Annotated in this window: 26 protein-coding genes and 1 tRNA gene; 12 read left to right on the top strand and 15 right to left on the bottom strand. The window is 64.6% G+C overall.

Annotated elements, in window-relative coordinates:
• Positions 1 to 20: 20 nt before the first annotated feature.
• The 7 genes from R3P95_RS00865 to prfB form a co-directional block, all read right to left on the bottom strand.
• Positions 21 to 875, bottom strand: a complete 855-nt coding sequence (locus R3P95_RS00865; protein WP_317547313.1) for a DMT family transporter — start codon at positions 873 to 875, stop codon at positions 21 to 23.
• Positions 876 to 883: 8 nt separating this feature from the next.
• Positions 884 to 1,357, bottom strand: coding sequence for an SsrA-binding protein SmpB (gene smpB, locus R3P95_RS00860; RefSeq protein WP_032370736.1), 474 nt, complete (start codon positions 1,355 to 1,357; stop codon positions 884 to 886).
• Between the two features lie 83 nt (positions 1,358 to 1,440).
• On the bottom strand, positions 1,441 to 2,346 hold the full coding sequence (gene ftsX / locus R3P95_RS00855; RefSeq protein ID WP_068045894.1) for a permease-like cell division protein FtsX: 906 nt from the start codon (positions 2,344 to 2,346) through the stop codon (positions 1,441 to 1,443).
• 63 nt (positions 2,347 to 2,409) lie between these two features.
• Positions 2,410 to 3,099, bottom strand: a complete 690-nt coding sequence (ftsE, locus tag R3P95_RS00850; protein WP_027496574.1) for a cell division ATP-binding protein FtsE — start codon at positions 3,097 to 3,099, stop codon at positions 2,410 to 2,412.
• A gap of 86 nt (positions 3,100 to 3,185) precedes the next feature.
• The gene (locus R3P95_RS00845) at positions 3,186 to 3,632 is read right to left on the bottom strand and encodes a hypothetical protein (RefSeq protein WP_317547132.1); all 447 of its coding nucleotides are present in this window, start codon (positions 3,630 to 3,632) and stop codon (positions 3,186 to 3,188) included.
• Entirely contained in the window at positions 3,629 to 4,528 is a 900-nt protein-coding gene (locus R3P95_RS00840) for a mechanosensitive ion channel family protein (protein ID WP_149405496.1), read from the bottom strand. The genes R3P95_RS00845 and R3P95_RS00840 overlap by 4 nt, the downstream gene beginning before the upstream one ends.
• A gap of 38 nt (positions 4,529 to 4,566) precedes the next feature.
• Complete coding sequence (gene prfB / locus R3P95_RS00835; protein WP_068045939.1) at positions 4,567 to 5,679, bottom strand: peptide chain release factor 2; 1,113 nt, start codon at positions 5,677 to 5,679, stop codon at positions 4,567 to 4,569.
• Between the two features lie 92 nt (positions 5,680 to 5,771).
• On the opposite strand from prfB, the gene R3P95_RS00830 reads away from it, so the two are divergent.
• Positions 5,772 to 6,563, top strand: a complete 792-nt coding sequence (locus R3P95_RS00830; protein WP_149405495.1) for an inositol monophosphatase family protein — start codon at positions 5,772 to 5,774, stop codon at positions 6,561 to 6,563.
• 1 nt (position 6,564) lies between these two features.
• Here R3P95_RS00830 and R3P95_RS00825 read toward each other — a convergent pair whose 3' ends face one another.
• Entirely contained in the window at positions 6,565 to 6,939 is a 375-nt protein-coding gene (locus R3P95_RS00825) for a DUF1304 domain-containing protein (protein WP_317547131.1), read from the bottom strand.
• A gap of 142 nt (positions 6,940 to 7,081) precedes the next feature.
• Here R3P95_RS00825 and R3P95_RS00820 point away from each other — a divergent pair, with 142 nt between their 5' ends.
• The 4 genes from R3P95_RS00820 to R3P95_RS00805 all read left to right on the top strand — a co-directional run bounded on the left by R3P95_RS00820 (position 7,082) and on the right by R3P95_RS00805 (position 11,599).
• Positions 7,082 to 8,491, top strand: coding sequence for an acyl-CoA dehydrogenase family protein (locus R3P95_RS00820; RefSeq protein ID WP_149405644.1), 1,410 nt, complete (start codon positions 7,082 to 7,084; stop codon positions 8,489 to 8,491).
• 45 nt (positions 8,492 to 8,536) lie between these two features.
• Positions 8,537 to 9,757: an acyl-CoA dehydrogenase family protein gene (locus R3P95_RS00815; protein WP_068045941.1), complete on the top strand. Its 1,221-nt coding sequence runs from the start codon at positions 8,537 to 8,539 to the stop codon at positions 9,755 to 9,757.
• 185 nt (positions 9,758 to 9,942) lie between these two features.
• On the top strand, positions 9,943 to 10,287 hold the full coding sequence (locus R3P95_RS00810; RefSeq protein ID WP_149405493.1) for a YciI family protein: 345 nt from the start codon (positions 9,943 to 9,945) through the stop codon (positions 10,285 to 10,287).
• Positions 10,288 to 10,318: 31 nt separating this feature from the next.
• Entirely contained in the window at positions 10,319 to 11,599 is a 1,281-nt protein-coding gene (locus tag R3P95_RS00805; RefSeq protein ID WP_317547130.1) for an RNA polymerase sigma factor, read from the top strand.
• Here the strand turns inward: R3P95_RS00805 and R3P95_RS00800 are convergent.
• The gene (locus tag R3P95_RS00800; protein WP_262498300.1) at positions 11,572 to 12,117 is read right to left on the bottom strand and encodes a GNAT family N-acetyltransferase; all 546 of its coding nucleotides are present in this window, start codon (positions 12,115 to 12,117) and stop codon (positions 11,572 to 11,574) included. The two genes, R3P95_RS00805 and R3P95_RS00800, sit on opposite strands and share 28 nt — an antisense overlap.
• A 16-nt stretch (positions 12,118 to 12,133) precedes the next feature.
• Between R3P95_RS00800 and R3P95_RS00795 the strand changes: the two genes are divergently transcribed.
• Entirely contained in the window at positions 12,134 to 12,376 is a 243-nt protein-coding gene (locus tag R3P95_RS00795; RefSeq protein ID WP_269593548.1) for a hypothetical protein, read from the top strand.
• 7 nt (positions 12,377 to 12,383) lie between these two features.
• Positions 12,384 to 12,995 carry a DNA topoisomerase subunit B gene (locus tag R3P95_RS00790; RefSeq protein WP_317547128.1) on the top strand — a complete coding sequence of 204 codons (612 nt, stop codon included), beginning with the start codon at positions 12,384 to 12,386 and terminating at the stop codon, positions 12,993 to 12,995.
• On the opposite strand, the gene R3P95_RS00785 is transcribed toward R3P95_RS00790, so the two are convergent.
• Both R3P95_RS00785 and R3P95_RS00780 read right to left on the bottom strand, forming a co-directional pair.
• Positions 12,996 to 13,508, bottom strand: coding sequence for a putative immunity protein (locus tag R3P95_RS00785; RefSeq protein WP_317547127.1), 513 nt, complete (start codon positions 13,506 to 13,508; stop codon positions 12,996 to 12,998).
• A 109-nt stretch (positions 13,509 to 13,617) separates the two neighbouring features.
• A tRNA-Met gene (locus R3P95_RS00780) sits at positions 13,618 to 13,694 on the bottom strand.
• A gap of 502 nt (positions 13,695 to 14,196) precedes the next feature.
• Between R3P95_RS00780 and R3P95_RS00775 the strand changes: the two genes are divergently transcribed.
• A complete protein-coding gene (locus R3P95_RS00775; protein WP_317547126.1) occupies positions 14,197 to 14,754 on the top strand; it encodes a transglycosylase family protein in 558 nt (185 codons plus the stop codon).
• A gap of 147 nt (positions 14,755 to 14,901) precedes the next feature.
• Here the strand turns inward: R3P95_RS00775 and R3P95_RS00770 are convergent, their stop codons facing one another.
• Entirely contained in the window at positions 14,902 to 17,862 is a 2,961-nt protein-coding gene (locus R3P95_RS00770) for a UPF0182 family protein (RefSeq protein WP_188078571.1), read from the bottom strand.
• Between the two features lie 276 nt (positions 17,863 to 18,138).
• Here R3P95_RS00770 and R3P95_RS00765 point away from each other — a divergent pair, with 276 nt between their 5' ends.
• A complete protein-coding gene (locus R3P95_RS00765) occupies positions 18,139 to 18,717 on the top strand; it encodes a PPA1309 family protein (RefSeq protein ID WP_317547312.1) in 579 nt (192 codons plus the stop codon).
• 13 nt (positions 18,718 to 18,730) lie between these two features.
• Here R3P95_RS00765 and R3P95_RS00760 read toward each other — a convergent pair whose 3' ends face one another.
• Positions 18,731 to 19,756: a YlbL family protein gene (locus R3P95_RS00760; protein ID WP_269593545.1), complete on the bottom strand. Its 1,026-nt coding sequence runs from the start codon at positions 19,754 to 19,756 to the stop codon at positions 18,731 to 18,733.
• 146 nt (positions 19,757 to 19,902) lie between these two features.
• On the opposite strand from R3P95_RS00760, the gene R3P95_RS00755 reads away from it, so the two are divergent.
• From R3P95_RS00755 to R3P95_RS00745, 3 genes are all read left to right on the top strand, one after another.
• Positions 19,903 to 21,300, top strand: a complete 1,398-nt coding sequence (locus R3P95_RS00755; protein WP_269593544.1) for a zinc-dependent metalloprotease — start codon at positions 19,903 to 19,905, stop codon at positions 21,298 to 21,300.
• Positions 21,301 to 21,422: 122 nt separating this feature from the next.
• On the top strand, positions 21,423 to 22,316 hold the full coding sequence (locus R3P95_RS00750) for a hypothetical protein (protein WP_149405485.1): 894 nt from the start codon (positions 21,423 to 21,425) through the stop codon (positions 22,314 to 22,316).
• 92 nt (positions 22,317 to 22,408) lie between these two features.
• Positions 22,409 to 23,719: an ABC1 kinase family protein gene (locus tag R3P95_RS00745; RefSeq protein ID WP_068045967.1), complete on the top strand. Its 1,311-nt coding sequence runs from the start codon at positions 22,409 to 22,411 to the stop codon at positions 23,717 to 23,719.
• 34 nt (positions 23,720 to 23,753) lie between these two features.
• Here the strand turns inward: R3P95_RS00745 and R3P95_RS00740 are convergent, their stop codons facing one another.
• Together R3P95_RS00740 and R3P95_RS00735 are read right to left on the bottom strand one after the other, a co-directional pair.
• Positions 23,754 to 24,074 carry a WhiB family transcriptional regulator gene (locus R3P95_RS00740; RefSeq protein WP_037189857.1) on the bottom strand — a complete coding sequence of 107 codons (321 nt, stop codon included), beginning with the start codon at positions 24,072 to 24,074 and terminating at the stop codon, positions 23,754 to 23,756.
• A gap of 153 nt (positions 24,075 to 24,227) precedes the next feature.
• Positions 24,228 to 24,533 (bottom strand): hypothetical protein, encoded by a 306-nt coding sequence (locus R3P95_RS00735; RefSeq protein ID WP_317547125.1) that lies wholly within the window; start codon positions 24,531 to 24,533, stop codon positions 24,228 to 24,230.
• Positions 24,534 to 24,631: the final 98 nt, after the last annotated feature.

Genomic DNA, 24,631 nt, shown 5'->3' with positions numbered 1-24,631 from the left:
TTACCCCCGCGCGGTGCGGTTCAACCGGAGAGGGCGATCATCGCGATGGCACCGAGCGCCAACGCCATACCGATCTTCTGCAGAGTGCCGACCCGCTCGCCGAGCATCACCATCGCCAGCAGTACCGTCGCCGCCGGATACAGCGACGCGATGACACTCACCAGGGAGAGCAGACCACCCTGGTAGGCGTAGATCATCGCAGCGTTGGCCACGACGTCGAGCACGCTGACGAAGGCGGCGAGTTTGAGGACGCTGCCGTGCGGAGGTGAGAAGTGACCGGAGGCAAGGGCCACGATCCAGACGACCGCGGTCGCCGATGCGCGCGACGCCGCGAGCGGCCACAGCCCACTGCCGTCTCCGATCCGGTGCAGAAAGATGAAGGCGAACGCGAACGTCACCCCCGAACCGACCGTCAACCAGGCGACCGTTCGGGTGAACTTCATCTCTCGACCACCGGCAACCTCACCGGTCACCTCGTCCGGTGATTCTCTGCTGACCAGCACCACGGCCACCAGTGCGACGGCGATACCGACGAACGCGATCACGCTGGGCCGCTCGCCCATCGACAATCCGACCAGCACCGGGATACCGGCGACCAGCACCGCAGTGACCGGCGAGACCACGGCCATCGGTCCGGCGGCGAGGGCCAGGTAGAACCACCACACGGCAACTCCGCCTGCGACACCCGAGGCCAGTCCCCAGAGCATCGCCGGGAGCTCGATGGTGCCGCCGACGAACGGAGCGACGAGCAGAACGATCACCAGCGAGAGCGGGTAGGACACGATGACCACCCGGAGGGCGGCGACCCGGCGGGATGCGACACCGCCGACGAAATCGCTCACCCCGTAGCCGACGGCAGCTACCAGAGCGAGCAGAACAGCGGTCAGCGCATTCCCTTCACGCGACGGCCCAACTCGCGGGTGACCTCGCGTTCGGCGGTGCGCTTGGCCAACGACTGTCGTTTGTCGTAGTCCTGCTTGCCCTTGGCCAGTGCCAGCTCGACCTTGACCTTGCCGTCGGAGAAGTACATCGACAGCGGCACCAACGTCAGGTTGCCCTCTTTGACCTTGCCTGCGAGTCGGTCGATCTCGCGGCGGTGCAACAGGAGTTTGCGGTTGCGCCGCGGCGCGTGGTTGGTCCAGCTACCGAGCGTGTATTCCGCGATGTGCAGTCCGCGTAGCCAGATCTCTCCGTCGTCGACGGTCGCGAAGGCGTCGACCAGCGAGGCCTTGCCGTCACGCAGACTCTTGACCTCGGTTCCGACGAGGGCAACTCCGGCCTCGACGACATCGAGTATGGAGTAGTTGTGCCGCGCCTTGCGATTGGTCGCGATGGCCTTGCGGCCCTTCTCTTTCACTGCAGGGCCCTTTCTCGAGCGTTCGTCGCGCAGACCGGTTCCACGGGCAACCGCTCCAGCATAGAACCGAACGGCAAGCGAATTTATTCGCGCACGTACAGGCGCAAGGTGATGTAGGCCGTCACCGCAGCCATGCCGACTCCCACCAGCGCCAGGAACGGCGAGACGAGAAGCACGTCACTGTTCGATATCCGGGCCAGGATGTTGGCCTGATACACATCCGACAGAACGTCGTCGATGAACATGTTCTTGGCCGTGAACAAGCCGGCAATGGCAAGCGCGGAGCCGATCAAGGCCGCCACCACCGCCTCGAGCAGGAACGGCAGCTGGGTGTACCAGCGAGTGGCACCGACCAAGCGCATGATGCCCACCTCGGTCCGTCTGGTGAACGCCGCGATCTGAACCATGTTGGCGATCAACAGGATTGCGGCGATCGCCTGCACCGTGGCGATGGCGAATGCAGCGTTGCGCACGCCGTTGAGCACGCTGAACAAGCGTTCGACCAGGTCGCGTTGGTTCAGCACGCTCTGCACGCCGGGTCGATTCTCGAAGTTGTCGTTGATCACCCCGAACCGCTCCGGGTCACTCAGACGAACCTTGAACGACGCGGGAAAGCTGTCGGCACTGACCAGTTCGGCCAGCTCGGGCTGGTCCTTGAACACTCGCTCGGTGGCGTCCTTCACCGCATCCTCACGATTGAGGTACTGCACCGACACCACCGACGGCGTGCTCTCCAGATCCGAGCGCAGGGTGGCGCAGGTGTCCTCGGCGCAATCGGGATCGGTTGCCGAGATGTCGTCGGTGAGGAAGATCTGCACTTCGACCCGATCGAGAAAAATCTGCTGGGTCTTGCCCGCCATCTGCACCACGAGCAGTCCCCCGCCGAACAGGCCGAGAGAAATAGCGGTCGTCAAGATCATGGCGATCGTCATGGTGATGTTGCGGCGAAGTCCGGTGAAGACCTCGCTGAAGATGAAACTTGCGCGCATCGCGGAATCCGAGCCCTTCGATTCGTTCGGTCGTGAAGTCCGATAGGTCCTGGTCGGGTGTCGTCAGCGACCGACGCCGTAGACCCCGCGGGCCTCGTCACGAACGACTCGTCCGTTGTCGAGCTCGACGACGCGTCGGCGCATCGAATCGACGATGTGGTTGTCGTGGGTGGCCATCAGCACCGTGGTTCCGGTGCGGTTGATGCGCTCGAGCAACAGCATGATGTCCTGACTGGTATCCGGATCGAGGTTTCCGGTTGGCTCGTCCGCGAGCAACACGAGCGGACGATTGACGAACGCCCGAGCGATGGCGACTCGCTGCTGTTCACCACCGGACAGCTCGTTGGGCAGACGATCCGACTTGCCGCCGAGTCCCACGAGGTCGAGCACTTCGGGGACGGTGCGCTTGATCATCGAGCGCGGCTTGCCGATCACCTCGAGAGCGAACGCCACGTTCTCCACGACGGTCTTCTGCTGCAGCAGACGGAAGTCCTGGAACACGCAGCCCATGCTCTGCCGCAACCGCGGGACACGACGGGCCGCCAACCTGTTGACATGGAAGTCGGCAACATGGATGTCGCCGGAGGTGGGCGTCTCCTCCTTGAGCAGCAGCCGCATGAACGTCGACTTCCCCGAACCCGACGGGCCGATCAGGAACACGAACTCGCCTTTGTCGATGGAGACCGTCACCTTGTCCAGGGCGGGCCTGGTGGAGGTCTTGTAGGACTTGGAGACATTCGAGGTGCTGATCACGGGTCGCCAGTGTAGTCCTTACTCGCCGGTAGCTGCCGGAACCGCTCGGGCGTCGCGGCGAGTCCCGAGAGACGGTAAAGGCCGACTCAGCGCGCGGATGTCGGCGCAGGTTGGCTGGGTATCAGCGACTGGATTGCCGGCGGAATCGGCACGCCGAACGGCGCGGTCGTCGTCGGTGGCACAGTCGTCGTGGTCGCCGGCTGACCGGATCCGTCGACGCTGTCCGATCCATCCGGATCGGTGGTGGCCGTCGGCGTGGGTGTCACCGTGGTGCTCGTGAAACTCGGCTCCGAGGTTTGCGGCTGGATGTACGGGGTGAGCTCGCCCGGATCGACAGCAATCGGTCCCTGAATCTGTTCGCTGTCCCTTTCGGCGATCTCGGCGCTGACCTGGCCGTACCACAGACCTGTGAGCACGAAGCAGATGCCGAAGGCCACGGTGGACGTCCGGACGCGACCGTTGATCTTGGCCGGTATGCGCCACTGTCGCCAGTTCCGTCGCGGGTGATCGGTTCCGGTCTCCGTCGTGCTCACTGATCCTCCCTCCGGTCTCGTCCCGACGCATCCGGTGCGACCCCGGCCGTACTGACATCGGGAGCAACACTGATGCCCTCGGGGCGTAGTGCGGCAGCCACCCGGACACGAAGTTCTCGTCCCACCTGGAACTGCTTGCCGGGCAATGTTCGCGCCACGAGACGAACGTTGACCTGGCCCACCTCGATGCTCTCCACGCCCATCACGGTCGGTTCGTCGAGCAACAGTGGACGAAGCCGGGTGTCCGCGAACGCGTCGCGGCCGACTGTGCGCAGCAGTGCGTTGACCTGGGTGAGATCCGCGGTGCTCGGCACGGGAACGTCGACGACGGCGCGCGCCCAATCCTTCGACAGATTGATCGCCTTGACGATCTGCCCGTTCGGCACGGTGATGACCTCACCGTCGACGCTACGAACCCGGGTCACGCGCAGCGTCACATCCTCGACCGTGCCCTCGGCGTCCTCGGCAGAACCGTTGACGGCAATCTGCACGACGTCACCGAATCCGTACTGACGTTCGGTGATGATGAAGAACCCGGCCAGAATGTCCTGCACCACGCGCTGAGCTCCGAAACCGAGTGCCGCGCCGATGACCGTTGCGGGTGCCACCAGCCCGCCGACGCCGAATCCGAAACGCCTCAGCACCTCGATGGTGACCAGGATGTAGATGAGGGTGACCACGACCCAGGTGATGACTTGGGCAAGGGCGTGCCGATGCTTGGCGGCCTCGGACCGCACGAGCGCATCGCTGTGCTGGTAGTTCTGGTCGATGCGGGCAGTGATCCGCGACCCGGTCCAGGTGACGAAGCGCGCGGCCAGAAGCCCGCCGAGAATGTACAGCAGTATGCCGAGGGCATTCTGCTTCAGGTCGAGCGTCGGGTTCAACCAGCTCGTCATCGGATCGTCGGAGTGGAGCCTGCGCAATGACCGGTCATCTACTGCTCCCCTCGCATTCGCCATCGAATTCCCGATTCCAGGAATCCGTCGATGTCTCCGTCGAGAACAGTAGACGGATTGTTCACCTCGTACTCGGTACGCAAATCTTTGACCATCTGGTACGGGTGAAGTACGTACGAGCGCATCTGATTGCCCCAGGAGCTGCCGCCGTCTCCCTTGAGGGCGTCCATCTCGGCGCGTTCTTCCTTGCGCTTGACCTCGAGCAGCTTGGCCTGCAGCACTCGCATGGCCGACACCTTGTTCTGCAGCTGCGACTTCTCGTTCTGGCAGGTCACCACGATCCCCGTCGGGATGTGCGTCAACCGAACAGCGGAGTCGGTGGTGTTGACCGACTGCCCACCCGGCCCGGACGAGCGGTACACGTCCACGCGAATGTCGTTCTCGGGGATCTCGATGTGGTCGGTGGTCTCGACGACCGGGAGAACCTCGACCTCGGCGAAGGACGTCTGGCGTCGACCCTGGTTGTCGAACGGACTGATCCGCACGAGCCGGTGTGTGCCCTGCTCCACCGACAACGTGCCGTACGTGTACGGAGCCTTGACCGCGAACGTCGCGCTCTTGATGCCGGCTTCTTCCGCATAGGACGTGTCGTAGACCTCGACACCGTAGCCGTGCTTCTCGGCCCAGCGGATGTACATGCGCATCAGCATCTCGGCCCAGTCGGCGGCGTCGATTCCGCCTGCACCGGACCGGATGTTGACCAGCGCGTCACGTGCGTCGTACTCACCGGACAGCAGGGTCCGTACTTCCATGGCTGCGATGTCCTCACGAAGCGACGCGCGTTCGGCGTCGGCATCGGCGGTGGCGGATGCGGCGTCGTCACCTTCCTCACCCTCGGCGAGCTCGTACAGCACCGGCATGTCCTCGAGGCGCTGACGGAGCTCTTCGACGCGGCGCAGCTCGGCCTGCGCGTGGGACAGCTGGCTGGTGACCTGCTGAGCGTGTTCCTGGTCGTTCCACAGATCCGGTGAGGCCGCCTGATGTTCGAGTTCGTCGATGCGTCGCCGCAGTTCCTCGACGTCGAGAACAGACTCGACGGTGGAGAGAGTGGTGTCGAGCTCGGCAAGGTCTGCAGAAACGTCGGGATGCACGAGAGTCAAGGTTACCGGCACGCGAACCCGAACCCGACCGCCCCCGAGCAACACCGGGCACAGTCGGATGTGTCCGTCGTTAGTCTTACGCGGTGACCGACTACTCCGAGGATCTTTCTCTCGCCCTCCGACTCGCCGACGAGGCCGACGCCATCACCCGGCGACGATTTCTCGCCATGGACCTCTCGGTGGATTCCAAGCCGGATCTGACACCGGTGTCGGACGCGGATCTGGCCGTCGAGACGACGATCCGCGGCGTGCTCGGAGCGCAACGCCCTGCAGACGCGTTGCTGGGCGAGGAATTCGGCGGCACTGCAACGTTCAGCGGACGCCAGTGGGTCGTCGATCCCATCGACGGCACCAAGAACTTCGTCCGTGGCGTTCCGGTGTGGGCGACGTTGATCGCGCTGCTCGACGACGGAATACCCCGTGTCGGCGTGGTGAGCGCGCCCGCCTTGGGCCGACGGTGGTGGGCAGCACTCGATCTGGGAGCCTGGACGGCATCGGACGGGGGTACCCCGCGCCGGATCGAGGTCTCGAAGGTCGATTCGCTGGCGTCGTCGAGCTTGAGTTTCTCGAGCCTGAGTGGGTGGGCGGAACTCGGCATCAGGGATCGGTTCCTCGATCTGACCGACGCCGTATGGCGGGTTCGCGGCTACGGCGACTTCTTCTCCTACTGCCTCGTCGCCGAGGGGGCGGTCGACATAGCCGCAGAACCCGAGGTCTCGCTGTGGGACCTGGCCGCACTCGATGTCCTCGTGCGCGAAGCCGGAGGCGATTTCACCGCACTCGACGCCACCGCAGGCCCGCACGGTGGCAGCGCCGTGGCCACCAACGGCCTACTGCAGCACCAGGTCCTCTCGCACCTGTCCGCCAGCGCCTGAGTTACGCCTGGAGAACTGCAGCCAGAATCAGCGCGATCAGCGGTGTGATGCCCTGGACGAATGCGGGCCGGAAATACTTCGCACCGCCGGTCGCCAGAACGATCGCTGCGCCGACGATGCTCGCGCACGCGAAGTAGACGACGGCGTGGCCCGCGGACCCGCCCACGACGAGGCCCACCACGATGCCGACGGCCAGAAACAGGTTGTAGAAGCCCTGATTGAACGCCATCGGCTTCATCACATCGGCGTCGTTCTGGCTTGCGACCCCGAACTTGGCCCAGATGGCCGGCTTCGACCACAAGACACTTTCCATGACGAAGATGACGACGTGAAGGGCCGCGGCGAGGGCGGCGAAGACCTGGGCGATCGGATGCACGCGAACAGCCTGTCACACCGATACGACGGGTGATACGAAATGTCGTTCGAGTGTCGAGCGCCACCAGTACTTACTCGACAGTAGACAGCTAACTTACTCGGGAGTAAGATCTGTGAAGTCCGTGCCCGACGCCGAGGAACTGGTGATCATGAGCAAGCAAGACAGTGTGGTCGACGCGAAGGCCCCGAAGGTGCCCCGCGATACTTCTGCAGTTGGCCTCAACCCGTTCAAGCGGGATGCGATCGGAACCGCCATGCGCGTTCTGACCGCCATCACCGGATCGGAACTGGCGGAGAAGTACAACCTCCGCCAAACCATCGACCGGGTGACGTACGAGAGCACCAAGACCGGGTTCAAGACCCTCGGCGCTGCCAATCGCACGTTCGCCAAGGTCACCGGTGGCGGCAAGCCCAAGCGTCTCGACGACGGCGCTGCCAAGAACCTGAGCTACTTCGACCTGACGCCGGACGACGAACAGCGCATGATCGTCGAGACGGTCAAGGAGTTCGCCGAGGAGATCCTCCGTCCGGCTGCGTTCGACGCAGACCACAGCGCCTCGTCGCCCGAGGATCTGGTTCGTCGCTCCGCCGAGCTCGGCATCACGCTCATCAACGTTCCCGAGGAGCTCGACGGTGCCGCCAGCGAGCGTGGTGCGGTCACCAACTCTCTCGTCGCCGAGGCCCTCGCCCACGGCGACATGGGCTTGGCACTGCCCATCCTCGCGCCCAGCGGTGTCGCCGTCGCTCTCACCCAGTGGGGCACCGACGCACAGCAGAAGACCTACCTCCCGGCATTCGTCGGCGAGAAGGTGCCGAACGCAGCAGTGGTCGTCAACGAGCCACGCGCACTGTTCGATCCGTACGCGTTGCAGACCAAGGCCGTTCGCTCTCCCAGCGGCTACAAGCTCAACGGAGTCAAGAGCCTCGTGCCCGCTGCCGGCAGCTCCGAGCTGTTCGTCATCGCCGCAGAACTCGAAGGCCGTCCGGCATTCTTCATCGTCGAGTCCGACTCCAAGGGCCTCGTCGTCGAAGCCGACCCGAGCATGGGCCTGCGCGCAGCCGGCCTGGGTCGCCTGATCCTGACCGACGTCGCGGTTCCCGAGTCGGCACTGCTCGGTGACGGTGACGCAGACCAGCGGGCAGCCGAGTACAGCGCTGCCATCGGCCTCGCGCGCCTCGGCTGGGCATCGCTGGCCGTCGGTACGAGCCAGGCCGTACTCGACTACGTCATTCCGTACGTCAACGATCGCGTCGCCTTCGGTGAGCCGATCAGCAATCGCCAGGCCGTGGCATTCATGGTCGCCAACATCGCCATCGAGCTCGACGGCATGCGGTTGGTCACGTTGCGCGGCGCTTCGCGGGCCGAGCAGGGACTGTCGTTCACTCGTGAATCGGCGCTCGCCCGTCGACTCGCCTCCGAGAAGGGCATGCAGATCGGTTCCGACGGCGTGCAGCTGCTCGGCGGTCACGGCTTCACCAAGGAGCACCCGGTCGAGCGTTGGTACCGCGATCTGCGGTCCGTCGGCGTCGCCGAGGGCATCGTTCTCATCTAGCTCGCCGCCCCGAATTTCCATGGCACTCACCCAAGGACATACACGATGATCAATCTTGAACTTCCCAAGAAGCTTCGGGCGCAGGCGAATCAGGCTCATCAGGTCGCTGCCGAGATCTTCCGCCCGATTTCCCGCAAGTACGACCTCGCCGAGCACGAGTATCCGGTGGAACTCGACACCATGGCGTCGATGGTCGAAGGCATGTCCGACGCCGGTGGCGAAATCGGCGGAGCCGCCGGTGGCCGCGAGAAGGACAGCGAGTCGGCCAAGCCCAGCAAGACCGCAAACGCCAACGGCGGCAACATGTCCGCTCTGGTGAACGTGATCGAGACCTGCTGGGGCGACGTCGGCCTCACGCTGTCGATCCCCTACCAGGGACTCGGTAACTCGGCCATCGCCGCGGTGTCCACCGACGAGCAGCTCGAGCGCTTCGGCAAGGTGTGGGCTTCGATGGCTATCACCGAGCCCGGCTTCGGCTCGGACTCCGCAGCTGTCACCACCACCGCCGTCCTCGACGGAGACGAGTGGGTCCTCAACGGCGAGAAGATCTACGTCACCGCCGGCGAGCGTTCCACCCACATCGTGGTGTGGGCAACGGTGGACAAGTCTCTCGGCCGCGCGGCCATCAAATCGTTCGTCGTCCCGCGTGACGCTCCGGGCCTCTCGGTCGCCCGCCTCGAGCACAAGCTGGGCATCAAGGCGTCCGACACCGCAGCCCTGCTGCTCGAGGACTGCCGCATCCCGAAGGACAACCTGCTCGGCACCGCCGAAGTGAACGTCGAAAAGGGCTTCGCCGGCGTCATGCAGACGTTCGACAACACCCGTCCTCTGGTGGCAGGCATGGCGATCGGCGTCGCACGTGCGGCTCTCGAAGAATTGCGTTCCATCCTGGTGGACGCCGGAGTCGACATCTCCTACGAGACGCCCGCCTACAACCAGCACGCGGCGGCCGCGGAGTTCCTGCGCCTCGAAGCGGACTGGGAGGCAGCACATCTGCTCGCACTGCGTGCGGCGTGGATGGCCGACAACAAGGAGCCCAACTCCCTCCAGGCCTCGATGTCCAAGGCCAAGGCCGGTCGCTCGGCAGTCGACATCACCCTCAAGGCAGTCGAATTGGCCGGCACGTACGGCTACTCGGAGCGCCCGCTGCTCGAGAAGTGGAGCCGCGACTCCAAGATTCTCGACATCTTCGAGGGAACGCAGCAGATTCAGCAGCTGATCGTTGCTCGCCGTGTACTCGGAAAGTCGTCGGCAGAACTGAAGTGACACCTGGCTCGTCGTCGAGCCGAGGAGTAACCGCTGAACGGCACCGGACTTTGCGTCCGGTGCCGTTTTTCGTGTGTGAGAAAGAAAAATCGGGAGGCGGTGTCGATATCGTGGTCTGTCGAACGTCGTCATCGTGTACGGCGACTCGCGCCGCGACACCGAGGTACCGAACCCAGGAGCGCACCATGAAGTACATCCTCTTGATCAACGCAGACACCGCACCCGGAGCAGCACCGGGCTGCAGCAGTGTCGAGGACTGGATGACCTACGAGAAGGAGATGAAGGAGGCGGGCGTTCACGTCTCCGGTCACGCGATGGCCGACCTCACGACAGCCACGGCTGTGCGCGTCGACGCCGCCACAGGAGAACGCAGCGTCACCGACGGCCCGTATGCCGAATCTCATGAGGTTCTCGGTGGCTACGACGTCATCGACGTTCCCGACCTGGACGCTGCACTCGAGTGGGCGGCCCGATGCCCGGGCTCCAAGGACGGCGGCACGGTGATCGTACGTCCCCTTGCCGAGTTCTGAACCGCCGAAGCCCGACGGACTCGGTTCTTCGGTGACCGATGCCGAGGTTGGTCGAGCGCTCGACTCGGTCTTCCGCGCCGAGCGCTCGATACTGCTCGCCTCGCTGGTGCAGCTGTATCGCGACCTCGACCTCGCCGAAGAAGTGACCTCGGACGCCATCGAAGCGGCCCTGAAACACTGGCCGGTCGATGGTGTCCCGGCCAGGCCCGGAGCCTGGTTGCTCACCACTGCCCGCCGGAAGGCAGTCGATCGTTTGCGGCGCGACCAGACTCTGGCCGCGAAAGTCGGGGTGCTGCAGGCGGATACGGATCGTACCGAACCGAGTCGCCTGAATTCGCTCGACGATAATCTGCCCGACGACCGACTGCAGTTGTTCTTCACCTGCGCGCACCCTGCCCTTGCCGCCGGTGACCGGCTCGCACTGACTCTTCGATGCCTGGCCGGTCTCACCACCGGCGAGGTCGCCCGGGCTCTGCTCGTCCCCCCGGCGACAGCAGCGCAGCGAATAGTGCGAGCCAAGAACAAGATTCGGGCCGCACGGATACCGTTCCGTCTCCCGGGCCCGGACGAGTTGGCAGGCAGGGTCCCGATGGTGCTCGAGGTGATCTATTCGATCTTCACCGAGGGCTATTCGGCGACGTCGGGTGATCACGTCGGACGAATCGATCTCACCGACGAGGCCCTCGGGATGGGCCGACTCCTGTACGCCGCTTTGCCGACGGAGTCCGAGGTGATCGGCCTACTGGCGCTGATGTTGCTCGTCGATGCCGGACGCGACGCGCGAACCGGACCGGACGGTGAGATCGTCTTGTCGGCCGACCAAGACCGTCGACTCTGGAATGCCGAGTTCATCGCCGAGGGTAGGGAACTCGTGGTCGAGGCTCTCGGCGGCGGCCGGAGCGGTCCTTACGCTCTACAGGCTGCCATTGCCGCACTGCACGACGAATCACTCGACGCCGACAGCACGGACTGGCCTCAGATAGTCGCCCTGTACGACGTACTCATGACGCGGGCACCGAGCCCCATCGTCGCGCTGAACCGGGCGGTTGCGCTGGCGATGCGCGACGGTCCCGCAGCCGGTCTGCACGAATTGGACCTGCTTGCCGACGAGCCGTCCCTGCGCCGCTATCACCCGTATCCCATGGCGAGAGCAGATCTGCTGCAACGACTCGGCAGGTTCGAAGAGGCGGCAATCGACTATGGACAAGCGTTGGATTTCGCCCGAACCGCACCGGAGAAACGCCTGCTTCGCGCTCGGCTCGCAGAGGTGCGCGCGTACCCCGGTCAGGCCGACAGCACCACGTCCACCTGATCTGCAGTCAACGAACGGTCTGCGTACACCAGGCGTACTGCGTCGACATCGGGATTGCCGACGTCGGGTCCACGGGCGATCAACTGCAAGCCCGCGCGCTCGGCCACTCGGGCCGACGCGACGTTGTGTTCGAGGAGGTACGCCACGATCGGCAATTCGGGCTCGGTTCGGTGCGCACACTCGGCTGCGATCTCACACATCTCCGCGGCATACCCGTTGCCCTGTGCGTCGGGATGGAGGCGATACCCGAGATTCCAGAAGGTGTTCCGCCGCTTCGAGCATCCGCCGTAGCCACTGATCGTGCGGCTGCCGCGCTCACGAATAATCCACGTGGACAGTCCATCCCGCCGCCACTGCTCCGCCCAGCTCTGCAACATTCGTTCGGTTGCAGCGGGATCGGTGTGTCGCAGGCTCGGGAAGTGCGTCCACGACTGCGGGTCGCTGCAGATCGCGTACAGCTCATCGAGATCCGTGCCGACCGGCTCGTCGAGATCGAGACGCGAGGTTCGTGTTCGCACACCATGGATCCTAGGGGTGAAGAAGTCTGGTAGACCGGTGGTACACGATCGAGCGAAGGGTGTCACCGTCATGGCCGAGTGGATCAAGAAGATGGAAGAGAATGCGAAAGGCCTCATCGCCGAGGCAGAGCAGGAACTGACCGCACTCGAAGGTGTGGACACCGTCGACCTCACTGCCGATGATGCAGACGACGAAGGAGGCCCCGCCCCTTCCGAAGCAGTCACCAGTGACGATGCCCGCGAGCAGATCACGGACTGAACTCCCGATGCCCAGTCGCCACACGTGGTCCACGACCACACACGACTGGTCGGTGGACGTCGATCTGGATCATCTGTCGCACATCAGATCTCGACCCGGCGAATACGCGCCCGGCGGAGTTCTGCACCTGGTTCTCGAGGTACTCGCCTACGCGGTGGACGAAGCAGAACATCAGGGCGGTGGTCACGCGACAGTCGTGTTGGGCGCGGACGGGACTGTCGAGGTGTCCGACGCAGGTCGAGGCACCGACACCAGGCTCGACGACGGAGTAGCCATCCGTAAGCCCGTCGTCAGCACGAAAGATGTCCGCTTCTTCGACGAATCACAGCCCGTCATGCTCGACGACGGACACGCTCGACGTGGGATGTCCACAGTGGCTGCTCTCTCGCGGATGCTCGAACACACCAACCGGCGGGTCGATGGTTCGTGGACCAGACGGTACGAGCACGGAGTTCCCGTCACCGAGCTGAGCTCGGCTGCGTCGACCGGCAGCACCGGCACCACCGTTCGCTTCCTGCCCGACGTATCTCTGGTGCCAGGAACACTGCTGACGCCGACCGATCTGCGGTCGGTGATCGTCCCGCGCGAGCTTCTGACGGTATCGGTCACCTGGACGTAATCAGGCGAACAAAGACCAACAGATACTGTTCCTTCTCTCCTGGTCTTCCAGCACCAGTTTTCGCACACTGCTCGGGAGCCGGTCGCGCTGCCATTCGAGTTCCTTTAGACCTGCACTCGGCTCCAGGCCGTCACGTGCGGCCGCCCGAGCTGCCTTGATGGCATAGGCGGCCGCTCCGAGGTCGTGTTCGGGTACGTGTGCCACACAGGCTGCCTGCCCCGCGGCGTATGCGGCGAAGCGAGCGCAACCGTGCAGCGGCCGTGCCGCACCCATGGCGTGCCCGCCGAGAGCGCGGGTTGCCATCATCGCGAGCTCGCCGCGCGTCCACGCACGGATACCGTCGATTGCCTCACGCGGCCGCGAGTCGGAAGGTTCGAGCTCCTCGAACAGGTGGAGAACATGTTCCGCACACTCGGCCGCCCAGAGCGCAAGGCTCCGATGGTCGTCATTGGACAGAAGGCCGCCGCGATGCACGGTGATGAGGCGCGGATCTCTGACGGCGGGGAGAATCATGCGAGGCGAACCTTCCGGTATCGAACGTGCAGACTGCGGCCGAGAGTCCGTTCCGGACCCATCAGAGCACGAAAAAAGACCCAGGACATATGTCCTGGGTCTTCTTCAGTGGTAGCGGGGACAGGATTTGAACCTGCGACCTCTGGGTTATGAGCCCAGCGAGCTACCGAGCTGCTCCACCCCGCGTTGCGTCTACGAAGTTACTCCCGTGCGTACAACCAATGCAAATCACGTGACTTCTCCGCGTCCTCGCGCACCCCGACGAGTGCACCGCGACGCGTCACGGCACGCGTTTATCACGCCGAACACCGCAGAAAATAGTGCTCCGCGTCTCTTTTGGGGCGTGTTTCGAGTCACATAACGTTCGGGTTACGAAGTAGAAACATTAGCGCCACGAGCTGGTCTGAGCTGCGGAAACACCCCCCGTCGTCCCAATATGTGGACATCGACCATCCCATTACGGCTCAGTGACGGTGAGCAGATCCTCGACTACCTTCACGGACGGCCCTAAACCGCTGGGCCTGCACCACCCCGCCGCTCCTTTCGCTCTGCCCCGCGGGTGTGGTCCCCAAGACGTACGGGGGCAGAGCCGCGACGATACGAAGCGCCTGGTCACCAACGCCATCCACACCGGCGAGGTGATTGCAGGCCAGTCGCGCCAGTCGAGCGCGGAGAGGATTCACCCCGAATGACCACACTGAACAATGTCGGCAAGCGCGCACTCGGAATGGCCGTCATCGCAGGTGCCGCTGTAGCAATCCCCCTCGGTGTCTCTGCCGGAACCGCCAACGCAGCCCCGAACAACTGGGACGCGGTCGCGCAGTGCGAGAGCGGTGGCAACTGGAGCATCAACACCGGAAACGGCTACTACGGTGGCCTGCAGTTCTCTCAGAGCACCTGGACGGCCAACGGCGGATCCGGATCACCGGCCAACGCATCCAAGGCCGAGCAGATCCGCGTCGCGGAGAACACCCTTCAGACCCAGGGACCGGGCGCATGGCCCGTGTGCGGTCAGCAGCTGAGCAAGGGTGCCTCCGCTCCCGAGCCCGAGGCAGCTCCCGCACCGGCACCGCAGCCGGCTCCGGCACCGGCACCGGCCGTGGCTCCCGAGGCCGCAGCGGCCACGCAGGCTGCACAGGGCGCGTTCGACGCAGCGTCCAAGCTTGCCGACCAGTACGGCTTGAGCACGCAGTTCCAGCACTTCGTTGCTGCCAACGCCCCGGTGCTCGCGCCCATCGGACGCTGATCGCCCGGCAGTTCGTCGAACTGCCACTCACCTCGGCGTTGTACCGCTGTACCGCGTGAACGAGCCAGGTGACGAACGACGAAAGAGCCGCCTCACCATTCGGTGAGGCGGCTCTTCCGCTCGGTCAGCAGGCCGTGGCCTCAGCGATCAGTTACCTGCCTGGTTGTAGGTATCGACGGCGGTCTGCAGATCCTCCAACGCAGTACCGAGCTCCGCGAGATTTCCGCTCTGCTGCGCAGTGCGCACGGCCGCGAGTGCCGAATTCAATTCGGACACGGCCGCATCCCTGGTCGTCGAACCACCGGTGGCCGGGGCCGGAGTTGCCGCAGGCGTACCACCGTCGGACGGCGCGGTTTCGGGAACAGCGCCGGGCTGCGTGGTTCCGTCGGTCTCACCGGGTGCGGTGACTGTGCGTCCGGCACCCGCTCCGAACACCTGCTCGATCGCTTCGGGCAGTGTCGCGGCGTACCCGACGCGGCCCTCGTACGAGACCAACACCCGAATCAACTGCGGATAGGCCGACGCCTCGTTGGTACGAGAGGCGTACACCGGTTCCACGTAGATCAATCCGCCGTCGCCGACCGGGAGTGTCAGCAGGTTTCCGAACTCCACGGTGTTCTCACGGCGCACGATACCGAGACTCTCGGACACGTCGGTCGTGGTCGTCATCTGGTTCTGCACCTGATTAGGACCCTGCGTGGATGTATCCGTCGGCAATCTCAACACGGTGATCTTGCCGTAGTTCTCCGGATCGGAATCCGCACTGACGTACGCGCCCAACACCTCTCGGCGGTAACCGACCAACGCACTGGTCAGCTGGAACGACGCCTGATTCTCCTGGTTCGAGATATCGGATGCGACGACGTAGTACGGGGGCTGCTTGGCCGCGGTGTTCTCTGCGGTCGGGTCGGTGGGAACCTCCCAGAACGCGTTGTTGGTGAAGAACTCTCGCGGATCGTTGACGTGGTACTTGGTCAGCAGTTCACGCTGGACCTTGAACAGGTCTTCCGGGTAGCGGAAGTGATCGCGCAGCTCGTCGGACACCTGGTCCTTCGGGATGACGGTTCCCGGGAACACTCCTTCCCATGCCTTGAGCACCGGATCGTTCTCGTCCTGCTCGTAGAGCTTGACGGTGCCGTCGTAGGCATCGACGGTGGCCTTCACCGAATTTCGGATGTACGAGACCTCTCGGCTCGGCAACGCACGTGTCGTCGTCGACTCGATGCTGTCGGCAGTGGCGTCCTCGAGCGACATCCGCTGGGCGTACGGGAAGTTGTCCAACGTGGTGTACCCGTCGATGATCCAGACGAGCTTGCCCTCGACGATCGCCGGGTAGGTCGATCCATCCGTGGTCAACCACGGTGCGACCTTCTGTACGCGGTCGCGGGGGTCACGATTGAACAGGATCTTCGACTCGTCCCCGATCACGCTCGAGAACAAGATGTTGCGCTCGGCGTACTTGCTGGCGAACACGAGTCGATTGAAGAAGTTACCGACGTCGACGCCTGCGGCACCGGTGTAGGTGTAACTCTTGCTGTCGGTGTCGTACTCGCGGGGCTCGCCGGTGGAACCGACGATCGAGTAGTCCGCGTCGGAGTTGGCGATGACCGGGCCGAAGTAGATGCGCGGCTGATCCAGGTCGCCGGGTCCGTCCTTGCGGATGGTGCCCTCGGAATCGTTCTCGATCCAGTTGACCTGGTAGTTCGGGTAACCACCGCGTCCACCGCTTGATTCGTCTGCGACGGCCTCGTCGACGGAGTTGGCCGGCGCTGCGACGAAGCCGTTTCCGTGTGTGAACACGGTGTGGCGGTTGATCCAGTCACGCTGGTTGGCGTCGAGCGTCTGCGGTGAGATCTCGCGGGCTGCAACGACATAGTCGCGCAGGTTGCCGTCCGCATCCGGGTATCGGTCGACGGCCAGCGTGTCGGGGAACCCGTAGAAGTTACGAATCTGACGCTGCTGGGTGAAGGTGGGCGCGAGGATGTTGGGGTCGAGCAAGCGAATGTTGGACATCGTGGCCGACTCGGACGCCACCTCGCCGGGGCTCAATGCTGCTTCACCGGAATAGTCCCGATAGGTGACCACGTCGTCGTTCAAGCCGTACGCGTCTCGGGTTGCTGCGATGTTCCGCTCGATGTACGTGCTCTCCTTGTCCGCCGCGTTCGGGCGCACCGAGAACTGTTCCATCACCAGCGGCCAGACGGCACCGATGAGGATCGACGACAGCACCAACAAAGCCGTAGCCAACGCCGGGATACGGAGATCACGCAGGAATATCGCTGCGAAGAAGGCGATCGCACAGATGACGGCGATTGCCAGCAGGATCAGTTTGGCCGGCAACACCGCGTTGATGTCGGTGAAGCTGGCACCGGTGAACGTCGGCTCCTTGCGACTGCTCGACAGCAGCGTGTACCGATCGAACCAGTACGCGATGGCCTTCAGCAGGACGAAAGTACCGGCCAGAACCGCGAGTTGAATCCGCGCTGCGCGAGTGAGTGCACCCTCGCGCCCGGCGAGACGAATTCCACCGAACACGTACTGCGTCACCAGGTTCGCGAAGAAGGCAACCAGGATGGCGACGAACAGCCAATTGAGGATGAACCGGTAGAACGGGAGGTCGAACGAGTAGAAACCGACATCCAGATTGAACTGCGGGTCGGTTATGCCGAAGTCGCCGCCGTGGATGAACAACTGCACGGTCGCCCAATTGGTCTGGGCGATCATGCCGGACAAGAACCCGAACACCACAGGAATTCCGATGCCGAACAGGCGCAGTCGGCTCATCACCGTGGTGCGGTATCGCGCGATCGGATCGTTGGGCCCGGCGACGGGCACGAACACCGGACGGTTGCGGTACGCCACCGCCAGAGCTGCGAACACGATGAGTCCGACAACCAGGGCGACGACGAAGAAGATCACCAACCGCGTCAGCAGAGTGGTGGTGTACACGCCGCGGAAGTCGACTTCGCCGAACCACAGCCAGTTCGTGTACACGTCGATCAGACGGGGACCGATGAGTAGCAAACCTGCTGCTACCAAGGCCAATACGAGCAAGATCCGGCTGCGCCGCGACAAGGACGGCATACCGGTGGGGGGCCTCATGCCCACGAGCCACACTCCAACTTCGGGCGACGCCGACCGGCGCCGCAGATGACTTCGGCGGCGCACTCGCCGTGCGCCGCATGTCCGTTTCGCCCTACTGTACGTACGTTGATCCTACGGCTGCGACGCCCGTACCGCGGCCACAGCCGACCGCAGGTCAGGAGCCTCGCATCCGAGGAACCATCCGAATGCGAGGATAGTGCGGTGAGCAACGACAGCGACGGAGTGCCCGGCCGAGACGATTTCGGTGTCGAGTTCGACCCCGAGACGGGTGGACAGGATGTGGCCGACGCCTTGGCACGGTGTGCGCGGGAGGTGGCGGACTTCGTCGATGCCGGCGGATGGCACCAGGCACCCCAGATGTTCGCTTTGGTGCCCACAGCCGCACTCGCCGCGGCCGAGCCGGGACTGCTCGACGATTTGGCCGACGGCGCTGCCCTGACTCCGATCCAACAGCATTCGCTACCCGAGGACATCACCGGCGGCTCCCCCGCCCTGGACGAGTTCCTGGCCACCTCCACGTGGCCCGAGGGTGTCGTCGGATGCGCCTTGGTCCAAGAGATCGTGGTTCTTCCCCCAGCAGCCGAATCGACCCTCGACGATGCCTTGATCCCACTACTCGCCGATCCCGATGCCGCCGACCAGGCCGCTCGCTCGGCCGCCGAGAACCATCCCGAGAAACGAGATGCTCGGTTGATCGTCGCGGTTCTCAAGGACGGTCCGTCCCTGACTCTTCTGCAGTTGCACCCGGACGAGGACGCCGATCCCTTCGCACCCATCGACCTTCGCATCGCGGAGGACCTGGCCCCCAACGTCGTGCACGGTCTCTACGCCACGTTCGATACCGTCGACGACGACTAGCGATTGGGCTGGGTCAGCTGCAGGACGGCACGTCGCCGCCGGAGCCGATCGCCTGCAGCGAGTCGATTGCACCGTCCAACGATTCGACACGCACCAGCCTGAGGCCGTCGGGGACGTTCTGTTGCGCCTCACCGCAGTTCGCGTCCGGCACCAGGAACGTGGTGGCTCCGGCTTCACGGGCGGCGATCAGCTTGTACGGAATGCCGCCGATGGGGCCGACCGTGCCTTCGGCGTCGATGGTCCCCGTCCCCGCGACGAACTCTCCGTTGCTCAGCTCACCGGGACTGAGCTTGTCGACCACGGCCAGGCTGAACATCAGTCCGGCCGACGGTCCACCGACGTCGGCGAGGTTGAACGTCACGTCGAACGGCACGTCCGGCTGCTCCTCGGGCGTGACGCCGAGGTACCCCAATGCTTCGTCGTCGGGCCGGGCTTCGAGCACCACCGAATCCGTCCGCGTCGTGCCGTCCCGGACGTACTCGATATCGATGGAATCACCCGGGGCCCTGGAGCTGACCGCCTCGCGAACCGCGGACGCCGTGGACACCGGGGCTCCGTCGACCGAGACGAGCGTGTCCCCCACGTTCAGCACGCCGGCAGCGGGCCCGTCATCGGCCACACTCGCCACCGCGAGCGTCACCGGCAGATCCAGATGATGCAGCGCGGCGAGTTCGGCGCTGGACTCCGACTCCTCGAAGTCCGCCTGATTACCCTCCTGCACTTCTTCCTTCGACATGTCCGGCGGATAGACCTCCTCGCGCGGAACGAGTCCCTGCCTGCCGCTGGCCCAGAAGCCGAGTGCCTCGAACAGATTGAGCTGATCGCGTACGGCCACGGTCGTCATGTTCAAGTGGCCCGCGGTTGGGTCGACCTCGGTTCCGTCGATCTGCACCACGGGTACCCCGTCGACGTCACCGAGAGTGTTGTACGTCGGGCCGGGGCCGAGAGCGGCGAACGGAACGGTGACGACCGAGCCCGTGACGCCCAGCACCACCACAGGTACCAGCGCAGCGACAAGAGTGGCGATCCTTCGGTTCACTCCGTAGACACTAGATCCGAATACGGTCGACGGTGCAGACCGCCCCTACCGAGTACGTCCGTGCCGACATCTCACGGCTCGGACTGTTCGCCGTCAGCGTGACGATCCACCACTCTCTCCGTTCGTCGGGCTTGTACCGTTGAGTCATGAGCAATTTTGGTTTCGGTGCCTCCGACGACGACCCGGACAAGAAGAAGGATCCGGACGGCTCGGGCAACCCTGCCGGTTTCGGCTTCGGCGGCGAGGGATTCGACCCCGCACAGCTGGGCCAGATGCTCACCCAGTTCGGCCAGATGCTCAGCGGTATGGGAGCTGCGGGCGGAACCGGTTCGGGGCCGGTGAACTACGACCTGGCCAAACAGCTCGCACGTCAGCAGATGGGCGATTTCAGCCCGGTGTCGGCAGGCGAACGAGAGGCCATCACCGACGCCGCACACCTGGCCGAGCTGTGGCTGGACGGGGCGACGACATTGCCGGCCGGTGCTACGAAGACCGTTGCATGGACGCCGGTCGACTGGCTCGACAACACGATCGACACCTGGAAGCGCTTGTGCGACCCGGTCGCCGAGCAGATCTCGGGCATGTGGACCTCCGGCCTGCCCGCCGAGGCGCAGCAGATGGCAGGTCCGATGATGGGCATGCTGACGCAGATGGGCGGAATGGCGTTCGGCTCGCAGCTCGGCCAAGCACTCGGCCAGCTGTCGAAAGAGGTGCTGACCTCCACCGACATCGGCCTGCCCCTCGGACCGTCGGGAACAGCGGCACTGCTGCCGTCGGCCATCTCGTCGTTCAGTGAGGGACTCGAGCAGCCCGACCGTGAGGTATTGGTGTTCCTCGCCGCACGTGAAGCCGCCCACCAGCGGCTGTACAGCCACATTCCGTGGTTGCGGCAACGGGTTCTGGCCACCGTCGAGGAGTACGCGCGCGGCATCCGGATGGACTTCTCGGCCATCGAGGAGGCCGCCGCAGGACTCGACCCGTCCGCGTTGACCGATCCGTCGAAGATCGAGGCGATCCTGCAGCAGGGTGCTTTCGAGCCACAGACGACGCCGGAGCAGAAGCACGCACTCGAGCGTCTCGAGACACTGCTCGCCCTGGTCGAAGGATGGGTCGAGACAGTGGTTGCAGCCGCTTTGGGCGACCGCCTGCCCGGTGCCGTCGCGCTCGGCGAAACGATCCGGCGCCGCCGGGCGTCGGGAGGCCCTGCCGAACAGACCTTCGCGACGCTGGTCGGCCTCGAACTGCGACCCCGCAAGGTTCGCGAGGCCGCCGAGCTGTGGCGTCAGCTCCTCGCCGCAGCCGACGTCGAGGGACGCGACGGTGTGTGGGCACACCCCGATCTGCTCCCCGACTCCTCGGACCTGGACAACCCCGCGGCGTTCATCGACCGCGTGGTCGGCGGTGGAACGTCGAGCTTCGACGACCCGATCGCGCAGCTCGAGGCGATGGAGGCCAAGGAGCGCGCCGAGGCTGCCGAACGCGCCGCGGAAGGCGACGACGAGGGCACCGACGGAGATCCCGAGAAGGGTTCATCCACACCCTGAACCGTCGGGTTCGCGCCACTTCGATCGAGACCGTCGAACGCCTGCTCGGAGGCACTTCCACCCTGTGGATAACGTGCCCTGAGCGGGCGTTCTTCGTTGTCGGTGCTGTCAGAGTGTGTCTCATGATCACTCCGACCGTTCGACTCGATCCTGCAGTGGCAATTCTGCCGCGTCGAGACGGCACCGTTCAGTTGGGCTGGAATCCCGAGACCAGCGTCGTCGTCACGCCACCTCCCGGTGCCGAACCGGGCTCGATACTCGAAATACTCCGACTGCTGGCCGCGGGCCATTCCAGGCCTCATATCGTCTGTCACGCAATGACATTGGGACTGTCGGCCAATCGGACATCGGCGATGCTCGGCGAACTGGAGGACTCCGGGTTGCTGATGCACGGCACGAGGGAACCCGTTCCGCCCGACGCCTCGCCGCATGCGTCGCAGGCCGGACCGGGGACGGTGAAGACCGTGCACCTCGTGGGGCGGGGTCCGATCTCGGACGCGTTGGCCTCCGGTCTGAGTCGAACCGGTGTCACGGTGAGTCGAACGAGTCTGACTCCGACACGCTATCCGCACTCGGTGGTGAGGTCGTGGAACTACGACGTCGTGGTGCTCGCCGACGATCTGGTTGCCGAACCTCGACTGGTGACCGACCTGGTGCGGCTGCGCATCCCACATCTGCAGGTGCGGCTGCGAGACGGGAAGGGCATCGTCGGTCCTTTCGTGTTGCCCGGTCGAACGAGTTGCCTACGGTGCGCAGATCTGACGCGATGCGACTTCGAGCCCGAGTGGCCGCATCTTTCCGCTCAACTGCTCGGCACGGTCGGCCAGGCCAGCAGCGCGACGGTGTTGGCCACGGCAGCGTTCGCGTTCGCTCAGTTGGAGAACCTCATCGGCCGTTCCGACGCCGCGCTTCCCGAGACCGCCGACTGCACCATGGAACTGGACTTCGCAGCAACCGGAACCACCGTGCACAAACGCCTGTGGTCCAAGCATCCTCACTGCGATTGCTGGCACTGACCACACATGCCCGTAGCGAGCTCACCACGACCGATGGGGGTCGGCGCGGGGCGGTCCGAGCAATTGTCGGAAGGTTCAGCCATGATGGAGCTGTGTCTGACATACCGCGCCGTGGATCGACTCGTACTGCAAAACTGGCCAGCATTCCCCTCGGGATGGCCGGTCGTGCCGCCATGGGGTTCGGCAAGAAGCTCGCCGGCGGCAATCGTGACGAAATCGATGCGGACATGGCCGCCAAGGCAGCCGAACAGCTCTTCTCCGTCCTCGGGGAGCTCAAGGGCGGTGCCATGAAGCTCGGGCAGATGCTCTCGGTGATGGAAGCGGCCGTTCCGGAGGAGTATTCGGAGCCGTACCGCGAGGCGTTGACCAAACTGCAGGCGCAGGGCCCGCCCATGCCCGCGAAGACCGTGCATCGGGTGTTGGACCAGCAACTCGGAACTGCGTGGCGGTCACGTTTCCTCGATTTCGACGACACTGCGATCGCGTCGGCGAGCATCGGACAGGTGCACCGCGCAACCTGGGCCGACGGACGCGATGTCGCGGTCAAGATCCAGTACCCCGGCGCGGACGACGCATTGCGCTCCGACCTCAAGACGCTGTCGCGGTTCGCGAACCTGTTCAGCACGGTGCTCGCGGGCACGGACGTCAAGCCGGTGCTCGAAGAATTGACGGCCCGTACCGAGGACGAGCTGGATTACCGTATCGAGGCCGCGAATCAACGTGCCTTCAGCAAGGAATTCGCAGGCGACTCGCAGTTCGCGATTCCCAAGATCGTCGCCAGTGCTCCCAAAGTCGTTGTCAGCGAATGGATGACGGGCAGGCCGTTGGCCGATGTGATCGCGAACGGGACGGCCGAGGAGCGTAACCGGGCGGGCGAACTGCTCGCGTTGTTCGCATTCGTGTCCCCGGCGCGGGCGAAGTTGCTGCACGCCGACCCTCATCCGGGCAACTTCATGATGCTCGACGACGGACGCATGGGTGTCATCGACTTCGGTGCGTGCGCTCCGATGCCCGACGGTCTCCCGCCCGTCCTGGGTCGTATGGTCTCGCTCGCACGCGACGAGAAGTTCGACGAGCTCGTGGTGTTGTTCACGGAGAGCGGCTTCGTGGTGCCGGGCCGAACGGTGACAGAGAAGGAGATCGAAGACTATCTGCGTCCCTTCACCGATCCGATTCACACCGAATCGTTCCACTTCACCCGGGCCTGGCTGCAGAAGGCCGCGGGCACCGCTGCAGATTTCAACAGCGCGCAGTTCCGCACCGTTCGGGCACTGAACATGCCTGCGGAATACGTGATGATCTTTCGCGTGCTGGGCGGGCTGGTCGGGATCTGTGCCCAACTCGACGCCTACGCGCCGTACATGGCGATCCTGACCGAGTGGATGCCCGGCTTCACCGACTGATTCGTTCGGCGAAACCGGGCACCGGTCTCGGGCGTCACGCTGCGTTCTTGCGTGGCCGTCCCCGGGGACGCTTGCGGGCGATGACGACACCCTGCTCAAGGATCTCGCCGCCCCAGACGCCCCACGGCTCGGCCCGGTCGAGGGCCGCGCTCAGGCAGGTACGCCGGATGGGGCATTCGGCGCACAGCGCCTTGGCCTGCTCGAGTTCGGCAGGGGTGTCGGCGAACCACATGTCGGGGTTCGCCGCTCGGCAGGGCACCGACAAGGCCAGTTCCACCGATTCGGTCGAATACTGTGCAGCGTAGGCACTTTCGGACTCTGGTCGGCATGTCGTCCGGATCGTGGCGGTTGACACGTCGGTCTCCTCTACTTTTCGTGCGGCGTCGTTATCGGTTCGAGGGGTGATGCGAACCAGTCGGCCTCACGCTCGGATAGAGGAACTACCTGAACGAGAAAGGCCACGGTCCGCGAGTGCGGGTCCGTGGCCTGGTGGGGCTTGTCGAAGCGTCTACCGACAGTGAAGTCGGTGTCTGCTGTCGAGCACGGACGCACGTGGTGCGCGGTGACGTCGAGCTGCCTGAGCAACTGCTTTCGCTCCTGGTGCCAGGGCGACCTGGGCGGAATTCGACACCGAGGCCGCGTATGCGGACTCGTGGATGGGGCCGAAAGCGGAGGAACGAATCCACGTCTGCGCAACAGAGCCTGCGGCGGCGGCATGAGTGCCGAGGGGGGCAACTCCGAAAGGTGCCGTGCCGAGGACAGGGCTGAACGCGACGGTTGCGTCGGCAACGGCGGCGTGCAATGTGTTGATCATTTTCTTCAGCTCCTGTTCTGGTCTCGTCGGCGGATTGGACAGTGCGCGATCTCCCGCGGCACGTGAAACAGACTAAGCCCCCCGCCGATATCTGCACA

Origin of the sequence: Rhodococcus cercidiphylli (assembly GCF_033042225.1) — a bacterium.
Lineage (GTDB): Bacteria > Actinomycetota > Actinomycetes > Mycobacteriales > Mycobacteriaceae > Rhodococcoides.
This window is presented reverse-complemented; position numbering and strand designations above follow the sequence as displayed.

Bases quoted from the DNA above. Each gene is read 5' to 3' on its own strand.
- R3P95_RS00755 (WP_269593544.1), top strand. From the start codon at position 19,903: ATGAGCAATTTTGGTTTCGGTGCCTCCGACGACGACCCGGACAAGAAG.
- R3P95_RS00785 (WP_317547127.1), bottom strand. From the start codon at position 13,508: ATGATTCTCCCCGCCGTCAGAGATCCGCGCCTCATCACCGTGCATCGC.
- R3P95_RS00775 (WP_317547126.1), top strand. From the start codon at position 14,197: ATGACCACACTGAACAATGTCGGCAAGCGCGCACTCGGAATGGCCGTC.
- ftsX (WP_068045894.1), bottom strand. From the start codon at position 2,346: ATGCGCGCAAGTTTCATCTTCAGCGAGGTCTTCACCGGACTTCGCCGC.
- R3P95_RS00750 (WP_149405485.1), top strand. From the start codon at position 21,423: ATGATCACTCCGACCGTTCGACTCGATCCTGCAGTGGCAATTCTGCCG.
- R3P95_RS00735 (WP_317547125.1), bottom strand. From the start codon at position 24,533: ATGATCAACACATTGCACGCCGCCGTTGCCGACGCAACCGTCGCGTTC.
- R3P95_RS00810 (WP_149405493.1), top strand. From the start codon at position 9,943: ATGAAGTACATCCTCTTGATCAACGCAGACACCGCACCCGGAGCAGCA.
- R3P95_RS00790 (WP_317547128.1), top strand. From the start codon at position 12,384: ATGCCCAGTCGCCACACGTGGTCCACGACCACACACGACTGGTCGGTG.
- R3P95_RS00815 (WP_068045941.1), top strand. From the start codon at position 8,537: ATGATCAATCTTGAACTTCCCAAGAAGCTTCGGGCGCAGGCGAATCAG.
- R3P95_RS00840 (WP_149405496.1), bottom strand. From the start codon at position 4,528: ATGACGAGCTGGTTGAACCCGACGCTCGACCTGAAGCAGAATGCCCTC.